The following is a 21423-nucleotide window of genomic DNA, read 5'->3' as shown; positions in this document are numbered from 1 at the left end:
TAGCGAAACGGCAGCAGGGGCACCTAAAGGTCCGTCCTTCCGTAAAGGGTTCAATGACATTGCGAAATTTCACTCACGTAACGTCACCATGGATGCCAACTTTGTCAACAGCACCTAACGTGCAAGCCTGCCCGTGTCCGAAGCCATCGCGCCCAAGCCATACGGAACGGCGGAATTGTGCCAGGCCCCGTCAAAATTTGAATGTCCTCTTCCGACGCCGGGAACATCGCTGTCGAACGGCGAGAATGGGCGCAGAGCAGCTGCCAAGCTGTAGGCCCTGGGTCCTTGCAACGGCAAGGACCTTCAGATTTCAGTGCCCTCTGCGAGCGTCAAAGCGTCCTCCACGTCCACGCCGAGGTATCTCACCGTGCTTTCGATCTTCGTGTGCCCAAGCAAAATCTGGACGGCGCGGAGATTTCCAGTCGCCTTGTAGATGATCGAGGCCTTGGTTCGGCGCAGAGAGTGCGTGCCATAGTCCTCGCTGGGCAGTCCGATCCCCGTGACCCATTCGTCAACAAGGCGAGCATATTGCCTTGTGCTTATGTGGGCTGCGTGATCGGTGCGGCTCGGAAATGCAAAATCCTCCAAGGATCCGCCTCTCAGTTCCAGCCATTTGAGCAGGCTGGCGCGAGCATCGGTCATCAGTTCAAACTGAACCGGTCTGCCGGTCTTTTGCTGTACAACCGTGGCCCGTGTTCGAATTTTCCGATCACAAACGATATCGCTGATCCTGATCTTCACCAAATCGCATCCGCGAAGCTTGCTATCGATGGCCAGGTCAAAGAGGGCACGGTCCCGGATCCGCCCATGCTGGTCGAGAAAGAAACGGATCGCCCATATCTGACGGGGCTTTAGCGCTCGCTTCGCACCAACCTTGCGCCCGGCGTTCCAAAATACCCGCTCACGAGCGGCGGGATCAAACTCTGATAATCCCATGACAAATCTCCTATGGCCCTGCGGCCATAGTTAGAACGCTTCAGGAGAGGCCCGACCCTTCTCGGTCATACAGGCGCAGATTTCTGCTCTCCCGGAGCGGACCGGCAACTTTTCTATACTGATTGCCCTGCGATGGCCGATTGCGGACAGACCACTTTTAGACGGTCAGGAGCGCAACGCAAACGCTCGATCAGAAGCTTCCCTGCGTATCCACGAGAAGATCAAAGCCCGGCACCTTGCCTTTCTCGGTTACCTGTTGTGTTAGCAGCTGGATCGTCCGGCACATCAAGCTGCCTAGCTTTCCTCGCGCCCGCCGTGTCGCGACCAATCTCAACGGAAAGTATCCTATAAGAGGTGCCTCGTCGCCACTTGCGGCTATGGTAGCCCCTTACGGTCCGCTCGCCGATTAGCCGCCGAACGACAGGGTATGGGCGGCGGATCAGCATCGGATGGAGTTATGGCGTTGAGTAGTCGGGGGGACGGGATATCGTTGAAGGCGCGGGGAAAGAAGCCGCTCAGCAGTCTGAACCGCGCCCTTCGCGATCAATTTAGGGATGCACCGAGGGCATTCCTAGTCAGACGGCTATCTGACCTTATTATCGAGAAAGCCCCGTCAGCCCCCGGCGAGTTGGTGACCGCCCTCGCCGAGCACCTCGCCACCACCCCCGCAGCGCCGTTCAATTGGGACGGAACGGATGATGTCGGCGTCGACATCGAGTTGACCGGCCACGACCTGATGCCGGCATTCGAAGCCGCTCTCAAATTCGCGTCTGAAGAGCTGCCTGAGATTATTCCTAAAGCACTCGCGAGCGCCGCGGAGGTCATCGTTCGGTCGCTCCGAGCCGACTGGCCAGCGCAGCGGGAATACGACCAGATGGTCATGGCGGGGTTCTCCGCCAACCTGCACGACCGCTGGGGCGACGCCTTTGCGACACTACGGATGATGTACACGATCTCGGTCGAGATCGGCGACGGCATTGCAGCCGCTCGCCGCCGTTCGCGCGCTAAGCGCAAGCCTGTGCTTAACGACACCATGCTCCACCTGCACGCGAGGGCCTGTCAGGTGGTATTCGAGATTATCACTTTGATGGAGAACGGCCTTGCGGACGGCGCGATGGCCCGTTGGCGGACGCTTCATGAGATCACGGTCGTTGCGACGCTTCTAGCGGAGCACGGCGAGGAATTGGCGATCCGGTACAGGTCACACGCAGCCATTGAGTCAAAACGGGCGATGGACCGGTTCGTCTTATCGTACGAGCAGCTTGGCTACGCGCCGCCGACGAAACGGGACATCGCCGAAACAGAGCGGGAATACCAAGCGTGCCTCGATCGTTTTGGGAACAACTTCGGATCGGAGTATGGCTGGGCGGCACAGCATCTCGGGCTCAAAAAGCCACGGCTGGTCGATCTCGAAGTCGCGGCGGGTAAGGGCGCCATGCAGTCTTACTATCGAATGGCGAGCTACAACGTCCACGCAGGAGCCCGTGGCATCGACTTCCGGCTTGGCCTTCTTGACGGCCATGGCACCACTACGGCACTGGCCGGCGCTAGTAACGCGGGCTTCGTAGATCCGGCACGGAACACCGCCTACGACTTGGTGTTCGTCACGACCCTTTTGTCGTCGGGCACCACACGGTTCGACCGGATGCTCGAGTGGCAAATCCTAGCGCAGCTAAGAGACGAACTCCTGAACCAGCTAGATAAGGCGCAGCGTGCGCTCGATCGCGCGCACCGCGCGCAACTCAAGAGGGAGCGCGCGAAGCGGTGACCCAATCCCGACCGTTTCCGCCCGACCCTTCCAAGACGCTCAGCGCCCAAATCTCGCTCCCCACGTGCAGACCGCCCGCTAATCCGGCAGGTGTCGACCAAAGCTGGCCTTTTGATTTATCTATTTTAAAGGTCCGGGTTTAGACGGAAGCTGACGATTGCGCCGGTCAAAGCGTACGCTCGGTCACGCGACCAATACTCTATGCAGCACGCCGTATGGTCTATGGGCGCCGGCCGAGACGCTAAATTTCTCCGCTTGATGTCATGACATCGATCGCGGGCGCGACATGGCTGTCCCAATAGCGCAGGATTGGCGCGAGGGTCAGCATGTAGACCATCCAGCATGCGGTAATCGCCTCATCGGTGTAGAACTCGTTCCAGGCGAGCTTGCCGTGGGCGAGCTCGTTGCGAAGCGCGGGTCCGGGGCGGAAGTTGAGCAGGCTGTCGATCTGCCAGACTATGTTTTGGTCGAGAATGACCTCAAGATCGGCGCGATAGAGGGTCAGCAAAACGTTGAGCGGGCGATCGCCCTCGATGCCATCCTCCTCGATCTTGGCCGCGTCGCGCCCCGCCATCTGGAGGATATGCCGCAGAGAATTCTCGACCTGCGGCAGGAGCAGGTGGGTGGCGGTGGCATAGTCGCCCTGCCAGAGCCGCGCGAAGCCGATCGAGAAGATGTGATGGTGACCAGCGGGAATGAAGTTGCTCGCCTGGACGATCGGCAAGAGATGCTGTTCATTCACCGAGTAGCGCTCAAGGACGGCCTGGCGGGCAGGCTCGATATTGCCATGGACGCGGTATCGCCGGATGATGCCGAGATAGCGGATGCCATGCTCCTTGTACCAGGCTTCGGTCGGCTCATCCTGGAAATCGAGCGACGGCCCGCGCGCCACTTCACGTCCCTCATGGTCAGCATAGCTTGCAGCAAATAGGTTCGAGATCGGGAACTCCCGGCCCTGCTTGAGTACTGCGGCTTTCAACTCCTCGACATCGTCGGGAATCGAAAAGCCGACCATGGCGCGCATGGCGTCCGAAAGGCTGAGCGCCTTGAATTTATCGAAGGTCTGCACGCGCAGCTCGTCGATGCCGTCAAGCGGCACGGAGAAGCTGCCGAATTCGTCGAGCGACATGTCCTGCAACTCGCGCAGGCGCCGACGCATCTCGGTGACGCGCTCGGGCACACCGCCCAGGGCACGGAACTCGCGGAGCGTCTCCTTGACCCAATGGGCCTTCGCCGAACTCTGCGTCACCGTGTCGACCATGGCGAGCGTCTGCTCGATTGCCTTGATCGAGGCTTCGCGGCTAGCCTCGGCATCGCCAGCGCGGTCATAGGCGTCGGCGGCGAGCTGCCAGCATTCCTTGACCGCCAGACAATAGTCGTCGGACACCGCGCTAGCAGCTAGATCGGCCGCCGCCGCCGCGACCTCTTCGGCGGGTATCAACCTGGCCTGGAGCACGCGCCGACCGATCTGGGTGAGAGGAAAATAGGCACGCGCGTCGAGGGCATGGGCGAAGGCAAGGCGGACGGTTTCGGCCAGAGGTTCGACGAGTGTGCCGCGCTTCGCGATCCGCGCATTGACCATGAAGCAGCGCTCGAGCGGTTTCACGCAGTCCATCGCGCGGGTCCCCATTTCAGGAAACTGGAGCTCGGCGCTGCCGTCTGCGAAGCGGCGCGCTACCTCGCAATAGGCCTCGATCGCGGTTCGCCCGGCCCGGCGAACGCCGGTCTCATAGGCGATATCGGCGAAGCGAGAGCGCAGGGTCGGATGACGGATGGTAGGCGCGATATCGGCAAGCACTTCGCTTTGATCGCCGCTGAAATTATGCGGCAGGGCCGTCCGGCGCGCCTCGCTCTGCCACTGCAAGCCGAAGGGATCGCCCTCGGCTTCGACGCGCAGGTGCAGGCCGACGAGGGACGAGACCAGGCGATAGACGCGTTCTGCGACCGCGTCCCCGGCGTCCTGAGCTTCCTTGACCTTGCTCCAGAAGAGATCGACGAGCGCATGGCGATCGAGTCGGCGCAGGCCAGCCGTGAGCGCGTCGAGATCGACCGCAGCGAAATCTTCGCGAGAGACCGGGTCGAAAAGCGGCTGCTCTCCGATGACATCATCTGTCACTGGTTCGTCGTTCATCTTTAACCTGTCAATTTAGACCGAAGGATCGGTAAACGCTAGTGTCTGCTCGTGCCAGAAGCTGCCGTCAAAGACATCGCTTAGGAAAGACAGAAAAGTCCCAAGTGCTGGCGGTTGAAGCCAGCGAAACCGACCCATCATTGCCGTTAAGGCGGGGACTTTCTGTTACCGAGTGCGGAAATTCAGCATTCTAAAACTACTTTTAGATTGCCTGACCACCTGCCCTGCAAGGCGGTCAGGCATTTTCAGTTACGTACTTTTGAGAAGTGCTTTTGATGCAAATGCAGCGCCAAGCAGTGGACTGGCACCTCGTTCCTTCGTTCCCATCATAACAACACGATAGCGAGCTCGGCTTATCGCGACATAGAGCCGATTGTGGGCCGAATACGACATGTACGCCTTGCTCTCGGCGCGCTGACTGAGAAACGTTGGCGGGACCCTTCCTTCATCCACGCCTACGAGAATTACGCCGTCAAACTCGAGTCCGCCGACATAGTCTGGAAGCGACAAAACAAACCGCCCTGCAGTCTTGGCTCGCTTCGCGATCTCATGATCATTGCGCTGCTTTAGCAGCTCGACGGGCTTACCGTTACTCGCAGCTTCACGTTGAAGCCCCGCAAACAACTCCTCAGTGAAGGCAATAATTGCAATTTCGCCGCGAGATGTCCCCATGCTTGATCGCATTTCATCGGCCAATGAGAAGGCGCTGTTGATCATCGCGTCGTCAGTTGCATATTCCCGATAGCTTGGCGTTTCAGCCTTCTTCTCCTCCTCAAAACTCATGTTACTGTGAGCCTTGAGGAGTGGGTCCTCAAAATTAGTGAACAGATTTGCACCGGAAGAGGTAATCGTAAATGCAAGATTGACGATGTCAGGAGACGACCGAAATATCGATCGCAACGCCGTTTTGCTCGCTTGAATATCCTGACCATGTGGCACCAACACAGAAACGTCGATGTCATTAACCCAGCCGCGATCGCCGATCGCCTGAGTGCGATCTACTGCAAAAGCGATGGGGAATCGAACATCTGATTTAGTTAGATGATGAAATACCGAGAGTTCATTCATATTGAATAGGTGTGTTTCGTCAACGAATACTGCATCAAAACCAAACCTCACTCGCCGCCGTCGCCAGATTGGCGTAGTCAATTGGCTTAAGGCCGTCAAAACGACGTCGTCAGTGTCAAATTGGGCGCCAGCTTCTAGTTGATGGCGATAAAATTCATAAACTCGCCAAACAAATCCTTTGTCCCCATCTTTAGATATGGGCAATCCGGTACTTAGTGGCGGGATTCTCTTGTATATGTCAAAATTCTCTTTTGATCTTCCTTTTATAACTACTGAAATTTCATGTTGAAGCATCGATATTTTTAGGCTTTCCTCTTCCTCCTCAAGATATGCTCGGAACGCAGGAGACATAAATCTTTCGAACGACGGCAGCTCAGAACTAACTTTCTTTAGAGCTTCTTCGACATACATTGTCTGTAGCTGCTTGGCGTCAAAGGCATCGGGGTCAACGAGTTCTGTCGCCGAAATCTCTGTCCGTAATATTTCAGCGCAGTAGCCCTGCAATGTCATGACCCGAAGCCAGCGCTGAATGGGGTCACGCGACATGAACCGCTCGCCACCCATCGATATTAGCATTGTTTCAATGCTTCTGCGGCTTGCCTCACTGTGTGTGATGAAGATAGCCTGACAATCCGCATCATTCTTCTCAGCGGCGATCATGGTATGGATTGCCGACAACGATAGCGAGACTGTTTTACCGGAACCAGCAGGCCCATCCACCCTCTTGGGGGAAGCCAACTCCGATGTTACAAAGTCTGCCTGATCAGATGTTAGCAAGTGCAACCAAGTTTCGTAGGCTTGGTGCGGATCCACCTTGCCATCGATTTCGCTGAGCGTTGTGCTGGAAAGCGCAGGAATTCCGACGTTAGAAACTTCAGGCTGAGCCGAGTTCAGCGTCGCCTCAACATCATCCAAATCATCCAGGAATCGACGAAATTCGCCGAGAGTGGGCTCCTCCGTGCCATTTTTCGCGTTTTCGGCAGCTCTGAAAACGAGCAAATAACGACCTGCCTTTCCCCGCTTCGAGAGCCGCTCCCCGTCTGGCGAGAGATCGATAACAAGCCGGATTTCAGTCTGCTGACTGATAGGAAACGGAAAGACGATCCCCCTTGCGCCATCCCTCGATATTCCCTCATTGGGGCTTAGAACAATTCCCTGCCAATATTTAGTCGCAAACCTAAGGGATTTTTGTATATAGTTTAAAGTAACAGAAAGGCTATCTCCCGGGCCGAAGCCCTCACACTGCCCCGCATCGAAAATGACAAACTTTGTCTCTTCAGGCCTATTAGAGTATACGAAAAGGCCATTTTTAGTGGACATCATGCGTATACGGGTGGATATTTTACCGGGTTGTCGTGATTGTATTGCTTTCGCCAACTCCAGGCCATCCGGAAATTCCGTAGACTGAAGTAGTCGTGCAGAGATAATTTCTTCTAAGGCGTCGCGGCGGATTGCTATATAACTCATTTCGTATCTTCCTGCATGACCTTCACCCATGAGTGCGCTTCAACAATCCACTCCTTCGGAATGTCTTCAACACCAATTCTAGAAAATAGATTAGCAAAGCGCTGCATAACCAACTCAATTAAAGGCGATGAAATGCAAGATAGAGGCATGGCGAAGTCCTGATCTTTGGAAAAGCGAACATGATTCAATCCCGGCGCATAAGAATCTTTCTCAGCATCGAATTCATTTACATCCAAGCCTATGGCTATCTTTTTTCCCAGTGACGAAGAAATAAATCGTATTTCACGCATCAACGCGACATATCCGCGGGTTTCCTCGCCACTGTATGATTTTTGTATGTAATGGAATTCCGCTATACCATTATTAATCAACTCTTTTATTACAGATTTATATATTCCATCGTTTGATGATAGGTATTCGAGGGAGGATTTAAGTAATCTATTTTCTTGATTTATAATGTGTTTAGCTAAATTATAAGATGTAAGAGCTTTCTCAAAGCGTGCCGCGATGGATTTTTCCGGCTTTGATGTTCCCTTTTTTAGTTCTCGAAGGATTTCATCAAAGCTTATAAGTTCAATTATGACATCATCCATGCCAGCGTCGGCAATGGCCTTCTTCATTGAACCCATTTCATTGGCGGCCGCGCGCTTCGCAACGATTTCCAAGCCATCTTTTGCAATCCAAGATTCAACCGGCACCAATGGTATGTAATTGTATACTTCCGCCTTATCTTGCGCCGTGTCACAGCGAGCAGTGATCAGCATGCCGAGAGCCGCAATATTCGGATAGGAATCTGAAAGCGCGCATGTAAATATTGTTCCTTGGATAAACTCACCGGGAGCCAAGTTTCTTAACATCACCACCTTCATTTTTATGTATTGTTATATAAGAAAATAATTCGTTAGTATAAATTGTCCAATTTTAGTAACTATTAATTTCCGTGAATATCATTTGAACCGGAACCAGTAAGCCATCGTATTGTTCGCATCTCCACCTGTTCCGCAAGTTGGATGGTCACCACAGGCTTGCGTCCTGGTTCGACCAACCGGCCGCCAATTTTCCGAAGGTTGAAAATGAGATTCAACTCTTCTCCATCCAGACCAAGTTTGCATGGGCTGTCAACGATCTGGCTTTCATGCCACTCATTAATGACCAGAAAGTTAGATGCCTTCGGATTGCCGGCGAGTGTGTTCCCAAGACCACCCTGATCACTTTCGAAGACCATTACGAAATGATCCACTCCATCTGCCGGACCGATTACTTCGCACCCACCTCTCAGAAAAGTCCTTCACGCCGTGGTAAAGCTCCCCCGGGCTATGCCCTGCGTCGATCCGCTATGGCCTAAAGGTGCACGCAATGCCCGGTCCAAGATTGGACGCCGATCACAGGCCCAGTTCCGCACCGATTGACGCGGGAAATTCCCGTACAGCATTAAGCGACCCGCATGGGGGCGTCGCTGCGCTTCTTCTGTTGACTTTTTATGGGCTGTGAATGGCGGCCTTCCTAGATGGGTCTTTCTGAAGCCGACCGTCTCGAATGTCCCAGATTCCGCCCTTCAGGCGGGCAGGCGCTACGGCGCCGGGAACGGCAGTTCTTGCGAATGACCCCGACCAACGACGGGAATGGGTGTCGGATTTCAAGGGGCTATGCTGCTGTGGTGAGCATTCGGTACTAGCGTGCGTTATTGGATTATCGCGAAATCCAATCCGAAACGAGCCAGATACTTCCTGAGCCGGTCGGCGTCGTTAGTGGTATTGCGGCGCGCGCGTGAGGCGGAAAAGAGGCGTCGTCCGGCTTCCGATAAAGAAGTGCTCTCGCGGCATATCTGCATGACGTAAACCAATTGGACGCGGTCGAATGGGTCGATCTCGGCCAGTCTCTCGGCGTCGAGGACCGTTGCCAGGCCATCGTCCTTGGTGCGCGTTTTGCCTGACCAGAGGCGCCCGAGTCTGGTGATTTCGTTGTCGACCGTCACCAGATCGATGCGGCCTTTCGGCGCGAAGGTTGCCATGCGCGTTACGCTGGCTGCAAGGTCGCGGAAGTTGCCGTTCCAGTGCGCTTCTTGGGACATCGCGAAGGTCAGGTAACGGCCGCGCGCTTCCTTGTTGAACGAAATTCTTTCGCCCTCGCGTTCGGCATGGCGATCCAGTTCGTAGTCCAGATTGGGGGCGATATCCTCGCGCCGGTCGACAAGGCCGGGGAGCGAAAATGTCCAGAGGTTGAGGCGCGCGAAGAGGTCTTCTCGAAAGGTCCCGTCCACCACGCAGCGCGCCAGATCGCGATTGGTGCCGGCGATAAGCTGGAAGTCGCTGGAGGCTTCGCTGTCGGCACCTATGGGCAGGAAGCGCCTGTCCTCGATCGCGCGCAGGATCATTGCCTGTTCGTCCAGGCCGAGTTCGCCGATCTCATCGAGGAACAGCATCCCGCCATCAGCGCTGCGCAGCAGGCCGGCACGGTCCGCCGCCGCTCCGGTAAAGGCGCCTTTCTTGTGTCCGAACAGAGCCGACATCGCGCTGTCGCCGCGCAAGGTGGCACAATTGACCTCGACGAACGGGCCGGAGACTTGCCGCTTCACTTTCTTGAGGTCGTGGATGCGGCGGGCCAGCTGGCTCTTGCCGGCGCCGGTCGGCCCCATCAACAGGATCGGCGCGCGCGTGCGAGAGGCGACCTGCTCGATCTCCTCGATCATTGCGTTGAAGGCGGCGTTCCGGGTTTCGATCCCCGATTTCAGGAATGACGCGCTTTCCCGGCTGTCTTCAGCAAAGCGGGTGGCGATGGAATCGTAGCGCGACAGGTCAAGGTCGATCACGCTCCAGGCACCTGGTGCGGTGCCATCGGCGCGGCGGCTGGGCTGCGTCTGGAGCAGTCGGCCGGGCAGGTAATGCGCTTCTGTCAGCAGGAACAGGCAGATCTGCGCAACATGGGTGCCGGTGGTGATGTGGACCAGTAGGTCTTCCGCCTCGGGGTCGATCTTCAGGGTGCGGGTGAAATCGAGCAGCTTTCCGTAGACTTCCTCGAAATCCCAAGGATCCTGAAAGTTGACGACGTGCCGCTCGACCGTCGTTTCGGGCGAGACGGAGGCGATGTCCTCGCTGACAAACTCGGCAAGGCGGCTGTGCCCGGAGCCGTGCATCATCACGAAACGATCGACACGCAAGTCGTCATGCATGGCCAGCGCCACCGAGGGGCGCCATTTCATCCAACGCGAGGGGCCGAACTTCGATGCGTCGAGCGTGGAGCCGAGGAAGCCGATGACAGTGGTGGATCGCATATAAATCTGGATATCAGCTTATATGTATGGATACAAATATTGGATCACCATCTTTAGACGATGGGAGACAGGCATAGTGGCGGACCGAAAAATTCCGCAGATTTCTGCGATTCTTGAATTTTTCTTCAGCGCAGAATCGAGTTTGGCACGGTGCCTGCAATTACTCTTCCGTCGGAGCGGTCGAACACTCCGACATGATGAAGCGGGAAAGCGGGGCGGCCGGAATAGGCCGGCCGCCTCCAGTCCCGAAACGAGGAATTGCAACCATGGCTCTCAAGCGCCTCTTTGCCAGCACTGCTTCGCGGCTCCTGCCGCGCGCTGACGTGGTGAACCATGCAGGCGGCGTCGCCTATGCCTATGGTCCCGAAGCGAAGCTGGCCCAGCTTGCCGCCACCGGTGCGCTGTCCGACGGGTTCTACTCCGGCGCCGAAGCGCAGCTTGCCGATGTACTGGCCGCCGCCGCGGACGTTTCGCCGGAATTCGTAGCCAAGGCTGCGATCTATGCCCGCGAGTCCGGCGCGATGAAGGATATGCCCGCCTTGCTGACGGCCTATCTGACCACCGCCGACCCCGAGCTTGCGGTGCGCGTCTTCCGGCGCGTGATCGACAACGGCCGCATGCTGCGCACTTTCGTGCAGATCATGCGTTCCGGGCAGGTCGGCCGGCGCTCGCTGGGCTCGCGTCCCAAGCGCCTCGTTCGCGAGTGGTTGGAAGCAGCCTCCATGCAAAGCCTGATGGCGGCGGCGACCGGCAACGATCCCTCCCTGGCGGATATCATCAGAATGGTTCACCCGGTCCCCGTGTCGGCAGAACGGCGTGCGTTGTACGGCTGGCTGATCGGCAAGCCCTACGACCTTGCCGCCCTGCCAGCCGAAATCGCCGCGTTCGAGGCGTGGAAGCGGGATACCTCGCTGCCGCTGCCGCCGGTGCCGTTCGAATGGCTGACTGCGCACTCGCTCTCTGCCGAGCAGTGGGGCGAATTGGCCGGACGGATGGGCTGGCAGGCGCTGCGCATGAACCTCAACACGCTTGCTCGCAGCGGAGCCTTTCTGGTTCCGGGTGTGAGCGGCACGGTTGGGAGGCGGCTTGGTGATGCGGAGGCGCTCTCTCGTGCGCGGGTCATGCCTTACCAGCTCATGGTCGCGATGGGACAGGTGGGGGAAGGTGTGCCGCTGGAAGTGCAGGCGGCACTGGAAAAGGCGCTGGAATCCTCGCTTGCGAAAGTTCCGGTCCTCTCCGGCAATGTCGTGGTCTGCCCGGACGTTTCTGGTTCGATGTCGAGCCCGGTGACCGGTTATCGCAAGGGCGCGAGTTCGAAAGTGCGGTGCATCGATGTCGCGGCGCTGGTCGCGGCGGCGATGCTGCGCGGAAACCGGCAGGCCCGCGTACTGCCCTTCGAGTGCAGCGTGGTTTCGCTGAAGCTCGATCCCAAGGCCCACGTCGCGGTGAATGCCGCGAAGCTGGCTGGGGTTGGTGGGGGCGGCACGAATGTTTCCGCACCGCTAGCTCTGCTCAACCGAGAGAGGGCAAGGGTCGATACCGTGGTGATCGTCTCGGACAACGAATCCTGGGTCGATCCGTCTCGCAGCGGTGCCACGGCGACGATGAACGAGTGGAACCGGCTGAAGGCCCGCAATCCGGGTGCGAAGCTGATCTGCATCGATATCGCGCCTTACGGCACCACCCAGGCGAAGAGCCGGGACGATATCCTGAATGTCGGTGGCTTCACCGATGCGGTGTTCGACGAAATGGCGCGCTTTGCCTCCGGGCAGACGCGCGACTGGGTCGAAATTGTCAACGAAACGGAGGTTTGAAGACTGAAAGGCGAGTGCATCCTCGGCGAATGAGGCAAGGACTACACGTGTCGCAGGTTCGAATCCTGCCCGCCCGGAAACGGGTGGTAGCTCAGTGGGTAGAGCGGTCTTTGCCATACCTCGTCGCCGAGGACACATCGCTTCAGGCCGTGGCGAATGCGGCAGGGACTACATTGGCACCATACGCAGGTCCGACGAGTAAAGCGCCCCGATCCTCCCGTCCTTGCGATGGGATGGAGAGGGGAGATGCGGGTTCGAATCCCGCCTTGCCATGTAGCTTAAGGACCACGTCTCGCCATTTCTCGTCGCCACGGCCGACCCATTTTTTCACGGCGAATGCCGGGCAAGGACTACATCCTGTCACGATGCAGGCGCGGGTTCGAATCCCGCCGGATCCACCGTTTGGTGGGCCTGTAGCTTAGCGGTCAGAGCGGCGCCCCTTTTGGGGCAACGTCCTTCCCAATCCTCGTCGCCGTGACTCTATTCAAAGCTGGCGAATGCCGGCGGGACTACATCGGTAAAGGCCGAAAGGCCGAGCGGTTCGATTCCGCCCCGGATGAAGCCGAAAGGATTTCACCGGGATGTCTCGCCAAACCTCGTCGCCGGCACCTATGACGTATTTTCAAGGAGATCGGCCATGACCGACACCAGTTTCGAATTCCGGCAGGTCGAGGGCGGCGTGCCCATCAAGATGTGGACCCGCGGTGTCCCCGTGGACGAGAAGGCGAAGAACCAGCTTGCCGCCGCCTCGAAGATGCCGTTCATCTTCCGCCATGTGGCGGCCATGCCCGACGTGCATGTCGGCATCGGCGCGACCGTGGGCTCGGTTATCCCGACCAAGGGTGCGGTGATCCCGGCGGCTGTCGGCGTCGACATCGGCTGCGGCATGATGGCCGCGCGCACCTCGCTGATGGCGCACGACCTGCCCGACAGTCTGGACGGCATCCGTTCTGCCATCGAGCAGGCGGTGCCGCACGGGCGCGTGGTCGGGCGCGGCAAGCGTGACAGCGGTTCATGGGGGGCTCCGCCGCCGGCCATCGTCGAGGCCTGGGCGACGCTCGCCGTCCGCTTCGAACGGCTGTGCGACAAGCACCCGCGCCTGAAGAACACCAACAACCTGACGCACCTCGGCACGCTGGGGACGGGCAACCACTTCATCGAGCTTTGCCTCGACGAAGAGGCCCGCGTCTGGATCATGCTGCACTCGGGCTCGCGCGGGGTCGGCAACGCCATCGGCACGTTCTTCATCGAACTGGCCAAGCAGGACATGCGCAAGTGGCATATCAACCTGCCGGACGAGGACCTTGCCTACTTCCCGGAAGGCACCGATCACTTCGACGACTATGTCGAGGCGGTGGAGTGGGCGCAGGACTTCGCGGCGCTCAACCGTCGCATGATGATGGCGCAAGTCATTTCCGCGCTGCGCCTGAAGATCGCCAAGCCCTTCGATGCCGAACTGGAAGCGGTGAACTGCCATCACAACTATGTGACGCGGGAGAACCACTTCGGTGAAAACGTACTGGTCACCCGCAAGGGGGCGGTACGGGCCGCCAAAGGCACCTTGGGGATCATCCCGGGCTCGATGGGCGCGAAGAGCTTCATCGTGCGCGGGCTCGGCAACCCGGAGAGCTTCCACAGCTGCTCGCACGGGGCCGGCCGGGTGATGAGCCGCAACGAGGCCAAGCGGCAAGTGTCGCTGGCCGAGCACGTGGCCGATACGGCCGGTGTCGAATGCCGCAAGGATGCGGGCGTCATCGATGAGACGCCGCGCGCCTACAAGCCGATCGAGGCGGTGATGGCGGCCCAGGCCGACCTCGTCGAGATCGTCCATACCTTGAAGCAGGTGGTCTGCGTGAAGGGGTGATCCCTCACGCGGGCCACCGCACCCGAACTCGAATGGAGTGATTACCGTGACGGGGCAAATCGACCCGACCGTAAAGGCTGAAATCGGCCGCCGTCTTGCCGCAATCGAGGCGGACGATGGCGCGCACCTGTTGCTGGCGGTGGAATCCGGCTCGCGGGCCTGGGGCTTTCCTTCGCCCGATAGCGACTATGATGTCCGCTTTGTCTATGTGCGCGCCCGCGATGCCTATCTGGCGCTGCGACCGCCGCGCGACGTGATCGAGCGGCCCATCGTCGACGAGGTCGATCTGAACGGCTGGGATCTGCGCAAGCTGCTCGGGCTCATGCTCAAGTCGAACGCGACGGGCAGTGAATGGCTGCAATCGCCGATACGCTATCGCGCGGATCATCCGGTCATGGCGCGAGTGGCGGCCCTGGCAGACATGGTCTTCGATCCGCGCGGGGTCGCCCGGCACTATGCCAGCCTGGGGCGCAATGCGGTGGATCTGTGGCCTGAAGACGAGGCCGCGGTCCCCGTGGAGCGGTACTTCTACGCCTTGCGTCCGGCGCTTGCGATCCGTGCCATGCGGCTTGATCCGGCGCTTCGGCCGCCGATGAATCTCCAGCAGCTCATGGCAGTGACCGATCTTTCACTCGCTACCACGGCGATGATCGAGGATCTCGTCGCCGCAAAGCGCGAGATGCGGGAGCAGGGCAATGCCCGGCGTTATCCCGAACTCGACGCGATGATCCGCGATGAACTGGGGCGCTTGGACGAAATGCCCGTGCGCGCGATGGCGTCCGATTCATTCCGGGCGGCCGAAGAAATATTTTTGGACTTGGTAAACGCATGATTGAAATCGATGGATCCGAAGGAGAGGGCGGCGGACAGGTCGTGCGCAATTCCTGCGCGCTCTCGCTCGTCACCGGCAAGCCGTTCCGTATCGCCAATGTGCGCGGCAAGCGCTCGAAGCCTGGCCTGATGCGCCAGCACGTGACCGCCGTCGAGGCGGCGGCGCGGATCGGCAATGCCGAAGTGGAAGGCCTTGAAGTGGGCTCGACGGAAATCGCATTCCGGCCCGGCCGGGTCGAGCCAGGCGAATACCATTTCTCGGTGGGCACGGCGGGCAGCACCGGTCTGGTCCTGCAGACCGTGCTCATGCCGCTGGTGCTGGCTGACCGGCCTTCGCGGCTGGTGCTGGAAGGCGGCACGCATAACATGTTGGCGCCACCGTTCGACTTCATCGAGCGGGCCTTTCTGCCGGTGATCAACCGGATGGGCCCCCGGGTCGAGGCAAGGCTGGTGCGGCACGGTTTCTACCCGCGCGGCGGCGGCCGTATCGAGGTGGACATCACGCCCGCTCCGCTTCGCCCCATCGAGTGCCTAGAATCCGGGGCTTTGGGCGATGCTTCGGCCCAGGTGGTGTTTGCGGGTCTGCCCGGCGAGATCGCTCTGCGAATGATGACGCGGCTCCGTAAGGATTTTCCGGATTGGCATGAGGAAGCTTTCTCCTTGCGCGAACTGCCGGCGGATCAGGGGCCGGGGATCATTCTGATGATCGAGGCGCGCAAGGACACGGTGACCGAGATCGCCAGCGGTTTCGGACAGCTCGGCGTTCCGGCCGAACGTCTGGCGAAGACCGCCGCTGGGCGGCTCAAGGGCTACGTCGAATCCGGGGCCTTCGCAGGCCCGTACCTGGCCGACCAGCTCGTGTTGCCGTTTGTGCTGGCAGGCGCGGGGTGTTTCACGACTGTGAAGCCCAGCGGCCACTTGCTGACGGGTATAGAGATCGCCCGGCGCTTTGTTGGAACGCGCATCGATCTTGATCTGAACGAATCCGGGCATCATCAGGTCACATTCGCATAGGCGGGCCCGAAAATGGGACCTGATGAGAAGCTGGCTCTGACAGGTGACGCGCTGCGGCTTTATGCGTTCGAGTACAAATCTCAGGAGGGGCATAAATAGCGATTATTCCCTCTCGGGTTTATCTCGCTTTTATACCCCCGGGGTTGTCGAGGCAGAAGGTCGTTGGCCCAGTTCGTACTGCTCGCGAGCACCTCTGTGTGCTCCTTCGGACGGAGCGGCGTCGTCAATCCTACTAAGCGGAAACTGTGGGGCCCCCCGGCGCTCTGGCTTCGCTGGGATTAATTAGCCGATGAAGGTCCGGTAGAGCCCAGCGCGGCCTGTATGAGGACCTACGTCTTGGACTTTCCTGTACCGCTTGATTTGGGCGGCTGCTTGTATCGGATATGGACGCCGCGTCCCGGCGTGCGCCTCACATCGAACGCGCCGGTCTTCTCGACCAGGTCGCCGAGCTTGGCCTGGCCGAAGGTGCGGGGGTCGAAGTCGGAGGCTAAGGTCGCGAGGCGCTGGCCCACCCCTCCCAGAGATACCCAGCCGTCGTCGTCTTCGAGTTGCTTGACCGCGCGGCGGATCAGCGGGACCGCCATGGAGGGTGAGCGCGCGGCCGAGGCAGGTCGCTGATCCGGCCTTTCCGGTTCATCGGAGGTCGGGGCTTCGGGCAGGAGGTTTTCCGTATAAATGAATCGCTTGCAGGCCTGACGGAAGCTTTCGGGCGTCTTCTGTTCCCCGAAACCGTAGACATCGATACCCTGTTCGCGGATGCGGGCAGCGAGGCGGGTGAAGTCGCTGTCCGAAGACACCAGGCAAAATGCCTCGAAGCGGCCGCTATGGAGCAGATCCATGGCGTCTATGACGAGCGCAATATCCGATGCGTTCTTGCCCACGGTGTTGGCAAAGTTCTGGTGCGGCATGATCGCATGGGTGGCCAGAACGTCCGACCAGGATTTCAGTCTGCTTCCGGAAAAGTCGCCGTAGATACGGCGCACGCTGGCCTCGCCGATCTTGGCAATCTCCGCGAACAGTCCGTCCGCAATCCGGTAGGAAGCATTGTCCGCGTCGATGAGGACGGCGAGCCTTGGAGTTCTTGGTTCTGAAGCCATGGCTTATCATGACTTTTCCTAGGGCTGTCTTCCACCCTTAAATCGTTCTTGGTTTTGTCGGCGTTGTCTGGGGTTCCCGGTGGTCCGGCTATGGCCGGGTGGGCTGTCACCGCGCGTCCCGCGCGGCCGGGCTCTATCTCGCTTTGCTCGACCGAGCCGCCTTTGGCGTCTCGTCCCTTCGGGTGACGATCCCTGACAGGTGGGGCCCTTGCGGGCCGAATGCGGACGCCCTGCCTGCGGCATGGCGGCGCTTGCCCTGCTCCTGGCTGGCGGGGGGCGTCACGGACCGATAGCCACGCCATGGCGCGCCGCAACCCGGGCTTCGCCCGCTCCTCCATTTCATTTCGGCCCTTCGGGTGCAGCCCGCCATCTCGGCGAGGCTCCTGGTCCGCTCCTGCCGCCCCCCGCCACCCCGGCGCCGGTCAATGGCGGTTTAGAAAAAGGAGTAGGGTAATGAGCAGGACAGAGCGTCTATCGCTTTATGGAGAAGTTACTGCCCGCATTATCGGCGAGCTCGAGCAGGGAAGGCTTCCCTGGGTGCAGCCGTGGGACTCGTCCCGGTGCCCCTGTATGATGCCGCGCAATGCCGCTTCAGGGCGGGCCTATTCGGGGATCAACATCCTCATCCTGTGGTGCGAGGCGGTGGAGCGGGAGTTCACCTCGCAGCGCTGGCTGACCTATCGGCAGGCGATGGCGGCGGGCGGAAATGTCCGGCGCGGCGAGAAGGGCACGGTTGTCTGTTATGCGGACCGGTTTATGCCAAGGGACGAGGCGGAGAAGGCGCGGGGCGAGGACCGGGAGGCAAGGACGATCGCGTTCCTGAAGCGCTTCGTGGTCTTCAATATCGATCAATGTGAAGGGTTGCCGCAGGGTTTCGAGGGCGAGGTTGCCGTGCCCGATCCGGTCTTGAGCCATGCAGAAGTGGACCGGCTGATTGCTGCGAGCGGCGCGGATTTCAGGATTGGCGGGGGCGAGGCCTATTACTCTCCAACGCTGGATTACGTGCAGGTTCCGCCGCAGGCGGCTTTCCATGAACCGGTGAACTGGTTTCGCACGGCGCTTCACGAAATGGGGCACTGGGCAGGCGGCAAGGGCCGGTTGGACCGCGATATGTCCGGGAGGTTCGGCTCTGCCCAGTATGCCCGCGAAGAACTGATTGCCGAGATCACGGCGGCTTTCACTTGCGCGGCGCTCGGCATCCATCCGACGGTGCGGCACAGCAACTATATCGGGGCATGGCTCGAAGTCATGCGCGCCGATGAAAAGGCGATCTTCCGGGCTGCCAGCGCCGCCAGCAAGGGGGCCGATCTTCTTCTCTCATGTGGGGAGAGGGCGGCATGATCCGGCTTTCCATCAGGCTGCCCCGGCGCTTGTTCTTGCGTCGTCAGGGACCCGTGCATGCTCCTAGGCCTGGCCGTGGGGAGGGTGGGCAGGGGCCGGTTTTGCAGCCGCGTCCTGACCCCGAAGTCGATCCAAGGCCGTTGCCGGAGCCCAGCGCCGAAGAGCTCGAGCGGATCGAGGCTGCGGTGGCATCGCTGCCTCCTCTTGAGCGCGAAGTGTTCCTTGCGGCCCGGCTCGACGGCATGGATTACCGGGAGATTGCGCGGCGCACGGGGCGATCCGTTCACGACATCGAGCGGCGCATGAGCAGGGCCATTCGCGTCATCTCCAAGGCGCTGGAAGAGGGCGGCGGGCCATGAGCCCGCCGTCTTTTCCTTGCGCCGCCTGAGCCTTGCGCCCACAATCCGGATAGCACCATGAAGACAAGCCTCGATCACCTTCCCGACCGCAAGCGCCACGACCTCGAACGCGTTGTGCAGATCATCTTCGCGGAATTCGAGGACGCCCATGCGCTAGCCACCCAGACGTGGAAGAAGCAGGGGCGCATATCCAAGGTCATCCTCTACGGCTCCTATGCCCGGGGGAACTGGATCGAGGATCACGCCGGTGGCTACTATTCCGACTACGATATCCTCGTGATCGTCAGCGACGAACGGCTGGCCGATCCCGAGCTATGGTACCGGGCACAGGACCATCTCGCTCGCGAATATGATATCGCCAAGCGTATTTCGGCGCCGGTCGGCATGGTGATCCACAGCATGAAGGATGTGAACGCGCAGCTCTCGCGCAGCCGTCCGTTTTTCATGGACGTCGTTCGCGAAGGCGTGGTGCTTTACTCGCTGGAAGAGAGCCAGTTCGAGCTGCCCAAGCCGCTTGATACGGGCGTCGAGCTGGAAGAGGCCGCGCGCAACTATAAGCAGTGGTTTGAGAGCGCGAGCCGTTTTCTCGCCGGATCAAAATTCATGATTTCGCAGGGGTGGGGGAACCAAGCCGCGTTCATGCTGCATCAGGCTACCGAGCATGCCTACCACGCCACGCTTCTCACCCTGACGCTCTACACCCCGAAGTCGCATAACATCGAGTTTCTGCGAAACCGTAGCGAGGACCTGGTCCGCGACCTGATTCCGGTCTGGCCGCGCGACAGCAAGTTCACGCGGCGCTGTTTCGAGCTGCTGAAGCAGGCCTACGTCAAGGCCCGCTACTCGCAGTATTACACGGTCAGGGACGCTGAACTGGAGTGGATCGTCGAGCGCGTCGAATTGCTCCATACGCTCGTGAAGGAAGCCTGCGAGGCGCACCTCCAGAAGCCTGTTCGCGCCTCCTAGGCGACTTCTTTAACTTCGATATCCAGCGTCAGCTGCAGCACGTCCTCGCCGTCGGGCAGGGCGTAAGGCTGCAGCGTTTCCGTGCCGCACGCGAGCGTGATCCAATCGAAATTCCAGTCTAATTCCAGCGCTTCTCCAAAGCCCTGACGCACGATTTTGACCATCGCGGCACCTTCGGCTGCGATGGCAAATTGGCATGCGGGGCCGCCGGGAATCCAGTTCGCACCCACCAAGGTTCCATCGGAAAATGCCAGCGAAAATCCCTCGGTAATCCCGCGTGCCGGGACATCGAGGACGGTGTCGATATCGCCGCATAATTGTAGGCGATTTCCCTCCAATGCTTCGATCCGCACGCCCATTTTCCAGCTCCTGTTCGCGGCTCAGTGAGCACAATCAATAGAACATATAGCGAACATCGGACAAGCTCTCTCGAGGGGATAGCGGCTGAATTCTTGAGCGCGGGAAAAGGGGGGAGGGGCTGAAGAGGGGGCGGAAAGGGCGGAGGGCAAGATAGAAACAGGGCCTCCCGTCCTCTTTTTTTTGCTGTCTGCACATCGGTTTAGCGGGAGGCTCCCGCATTTTGGAAGAGCGTGGTCGGAGGGTGCCAATTCTTGCGATAGCAGAGGCGGAAAATGGCTCTTCTGCGTTCGAGCCGGATGCTCCGGGATCGGCCGAGTGTTGCCGTATGGTACGTGCTTTCAAGCAGGACGGCATGGGTCAACTGAGGTGCCGGATTGCCGTCCGATCGAAACTCTTTGCGAAGGTAGTGTCTCCGGACATGGCGCGCCTGGAGAATATCCAGGGTGAGGGGAGTACTCCCTGGGCGAATGCGTCACGCATTTCAGGACCGGCAAAGACGTCGTCTTTGGCAATGGGATTTCCGGGAGCGACTACCCATGATCGCGGCGATTTCGATTGATCTTCGCGCTTAATGTAGGCGAGCAGCGCTTGGCTATGCGGCCTTGACCGTCAGCTGCTGCAGAACCTCGAGAATGACCCTGCGGCTCGTCTCGGTGGGGGCGATAGGCAGTCGCCATGCTATGTCTTTGCGCGGCGCTCACAGGCAGGCCATCGATCTTGTTATTGCCTTTGACGAAATCGTGCGGGAAAACGCCTTGTTCCGGCCCAGATATTACTGAGCTCAACCTGCGTGACGCGACGAAAGGTGAAATGGAGTGCTGCCATTGCGCTCGAGAGCTGCGGAACGGTCCTCAGGGGAATGGATGGCGCAATGACAAGATTGCTGCCGCGGACCGCCAGCTGAAAGCCATACAAAGCTGCTGCAGAAGGATAAGGGGATCCAGGATCCCGGCGAGATCGTGGGTATGGTCGAGGAGGAGGGGGCCTTTTCGAAGAGCAGCGTACTGCCGCTACCTGTTCGTCGCGGTTGGCAATGGAAACGCAGGATGTTGGCTCCGAGCGCGAACTTGACGCGATTGCGATAGTGATGGGCCTGCCCGATTGTTTTTCTCGGATCCGACGAGCAGGCGCCCGCG

17 protein-coding genes and 1 tRNA gene are annotated in these 21423 nt (G+C 59.4%); 10 read left to right on the top strand and 8 right to left on the bottom strand.

Going from position 1 to position 21423, the window contains the following annotated elements; all coding sequences use genetic code 11:
* Positions 1 to 303: 303 nt before the first annotated feature.
* Positions 304 to 936: a tyrosine-type recombinase/integrase gene (locus EDF57_RS04585; protein ID WP_134093227.1), complete on the bottom strand. Its 633-nt coding sequence runs from the start codon at positions 934 to 936 to the stop codon at positions 304 to 306.
* Positions 937 to 1567: 631 nt separating this feature from the next.
* On the opposite strand from EDF57_RS04585, the gene EDF57_RS04580 reads away from it, so the two are divergent.
* Entirely contained in the window at positions 1568 to 2704 is a 1137-nt protein-coding gene (locus EDF57_RS04580) for a DUF5677 domain-containing protein (protein WP_134093226.1), read from the top strand.
* Between the two features lie 241 nt (positions 2705 to 2945).
* Here EDF57_RS04580 and EDF57_RS04575 read toward each other — a convergent pair whose 3' ends face one another.
* Positions 2946 to 4286, bottom strand: coding sequence for a DUF4209 domain-containing protein (locus EDF57_RS04575; RefSeq protein ID WP_166675170.1), 1341 nt, complete (start codon positions 4284 to 4286; stop codon positions 2946 to 2948).
* Here EDF57_RS04575 and EDF57_RS25395 point away from each other — a divergent pair.
* Positions 4209 to 4841, top strand: a complete 633-nt coding sequence (locus EDF57_RS25395; protein ID WP_166675169.1) for a hypothetical protein — start codon at positions 4209 to 4211, stop codon at positions 4839 to 4841. The two genes, EDF57_RS04575 and EDF57_RS25395, sit on opposite strands and share 78 nt — an antisense overlap.
* A 243-nt stretch (positions 4842 to 5084) precedes the next feature.
* Here EDF57_RS25395 and EDF57_RS04570 read toward each other — a convergent pair whose 3' ends face one another.
* From EDF57_RS04570 to rtcR, 4 genes are all read right to left on the bottom strand, one after another.
* Positions 5085 to 7370 (bottom strand): UvrD-helicase domain-containing protein, encoded by a 2286-nt coding sequence (locus EDF57_RS04570; RefSeq protein ID WP_166675168.1) that lies wholly within the window; start codon positions 7368 to 7370, stop codon positions 5085 to 5087.
* Positions 7367 to 8239: a hypothetical protein gene (locus tag EDF57_RS04565; RefSeq protein WP_134093223.1), complete on the bottom strand. Its 873-nt coding sequence runs from the start codon at positions 8237 to 8239 to the stop codon at positions 7367 to 7369. The genes EDF57_RS04570 and EDF57_RS04565 overlap by 4 nt, the downstream gene beginning before the upstream one ends.
* A 62-nt stretch (positions 8240 to 8301) precedes the next feature.
* Positions 8302 to 8595 (bottom strand): hypothetical protein, encoded by a 294-nt coding sequence (locus tag EDF57_RS04560; protein ID WP_134093222.1) that lies wholly within the window; start codon positions 8593 to 8595, stop codon positions 8302 to 8304.
* A gap of 456 nt (positions 8596 to 9051) precedes the next feature.
* Positions 9052 to 10641, bottom strand: coding sequence for an RNA repair transcriptional activator RtcR (rtcR, locus tag EDF57_RS04555; protein ID WP_134093221.1), 1590 nt, complete (start codon positions 10639 to 10641; stop codon positions 9052 to 9054).
* 266 nt (positions 10642 to 10907) lie between these two features.
* Here rtcR and EDF57_RS04550 point away from each other — a divergent pair, with 266 nt between their 5' ends.
* The 5 genes from EDF57_RS04550 to rtcA all read left to right on the top strand — a co-directional run bounded on the left by EDF57_RS04550 (position 10908) and on the right by rtcA (position 16164).
* Positions 10908 to 12455 carry a TROVE domain-containing protein gene (locus tag EDF57_RS04550; protein WP_134093220.1) on the top strand — a complete coding sequence of 516 codons (1548 nt, stop codon included), beginning with the start codon at positions 10908 to 10910 and terminating at the stop codon, positions 12453 to 12455.
* 159 nt (positions 12456 to 12614) lie between these two features.
* Positions 12615 to 12728, top strand: a tRNA-OTHER gene (locus EDF57_RS25390).
* 364 nt (positions 12729 to 13092) lie between these two features.
* Positions 13093 to 14319 carry an RtcB family protein gene (locus tag EDF57_RS04545; RefSeq protein WP_134093219.1) on the top strand — a complete coding sequence of 409 codons (1227 nt, stop codon included), beginning with the start codon at positions 13093 to 13095 and terminating at the stop codon, positions 14317 to 14319.
* 37 nt (positions 14320 to 14356) lie between these two features.
* On the top strand, positions 14357 to 15151 hold the full coding sequence (locus EDF57_RS04540; protein WP_134093218.1) for a nucleotidyltransferase domain-containing protein: 795 nt from the start codon (positions 14357 to 14359) through the stop codon (positions 15149 to 15151).
* The gene (rtcA, locus tag EDF57_RS04535; RefSeq protein ID WP_134093217.1) at positions 15148 to 16164 is read left to right on the top strand and encodes an RNA 3'-terminal phosphate cyclase; all 1017 of its coding nucleotides are present in this window, start codon (positions 15148 to 15150) and stop codon (positions 16162 to 16164) included. The genes EDF57_RS04540 and rtcA overlap by 4 nt, the downstream gene beginning before the upstream one ends.
* Before the next feature lie 329 nt (positions 16165 to 16493).
* Here the strand turns inward: rtcA and EDF57_RS04530 are convergent, their stop codons facing one another.
* Complete coding sequence (locus EDF57_RS04530) at positions 16494 to 17261, bottom strand: NYN domain-containing protein (RefSeq protein ID WP_134093216.1); 768 nt, start codon at positions 17259 to 17261, stop codon at positions 16494 to 16496.
* A 453-nt stretch (positions 17262 to 17714) separates the two neighbouring features.
* Here EDF57_RS04530 and EDF57_RS04525 point away from each other — a divergent pair, with 453 nt between their 5' ends.
* The 3 genes from EDF57_RS04525 to EDF57_RS04515 all read left to right on the top strand — a co-directional run bounded on the left by EDF57_RS04525 (position 17715) and on the right by EDF57_RS04515 (position 19927).
* Complete coding sequence (locus tag EDF57_RS04525; RefSeq protein ID WP_134093215.1) at positions 17715 to 18602, top strand: zincin-like metallopeptidase domain-containing protein; 888 nt, start codon at positions 17715 to 17717, stop codon at positions 18600 to 18602.
* Between the two features lie 140 nt (positions 18603 to 18742).
* Complete coding sequence (locus tag EDF57_RS25385; protein WP_166675166.1) at positions 18743 to 18961, top strand: sigma-70 region 4 domain-containing protein; 219 nt, start codon at positions 18743 to 18745, stop codon at positions 18959 to 18961.
* A gap of 57 nt (positions 18962 to 19018) precedes the next feature.
* Positions 19019 to 19927, top strand: a complete 909-nt coding sequence (locus EDF57_RS04515) for a HEPN domain-containing protein (protein ID WP_134093213.1) — start codon at positions 19019 to 19021, stop codon at positions 19925 to 19927.
* Here EDF57_RS04515 and EDF57_RS04510 read toward each other — a convergent pair.
* On the bottom strand, positions 19924 to 20286 hold the full coding sequence (locus EDF57_RS04510) for a hypothetical protein (RefSeq protein WP_134093212.1): 363 nt from the start codon (positions 20284 to 20286) through the stop codon (positions 19924 to 19926). The two genes, EDF57_RS04515 and EDF57_RS04510, sit on opposite strands and share 4 nt — an antisense overlap.
* Positions 20287 to 21423: the final 1137 nt, after the last annotated feature.

It is taken from the genome of Novosphingobium sp. PhB55, assembly GCF_004368805.1.
Taxonomy (GTDB): Bacteria; Pseudomonadota; Alphaproteobacteria; order Sphingomonadales; family Sphingomonadaceae; genus Novosphingobium.
The sequence above is the reverse complement of the archived record's forward strand: the minus strand, read 5'-3'. Positions and strand labels throughout refer to the sequence as shown.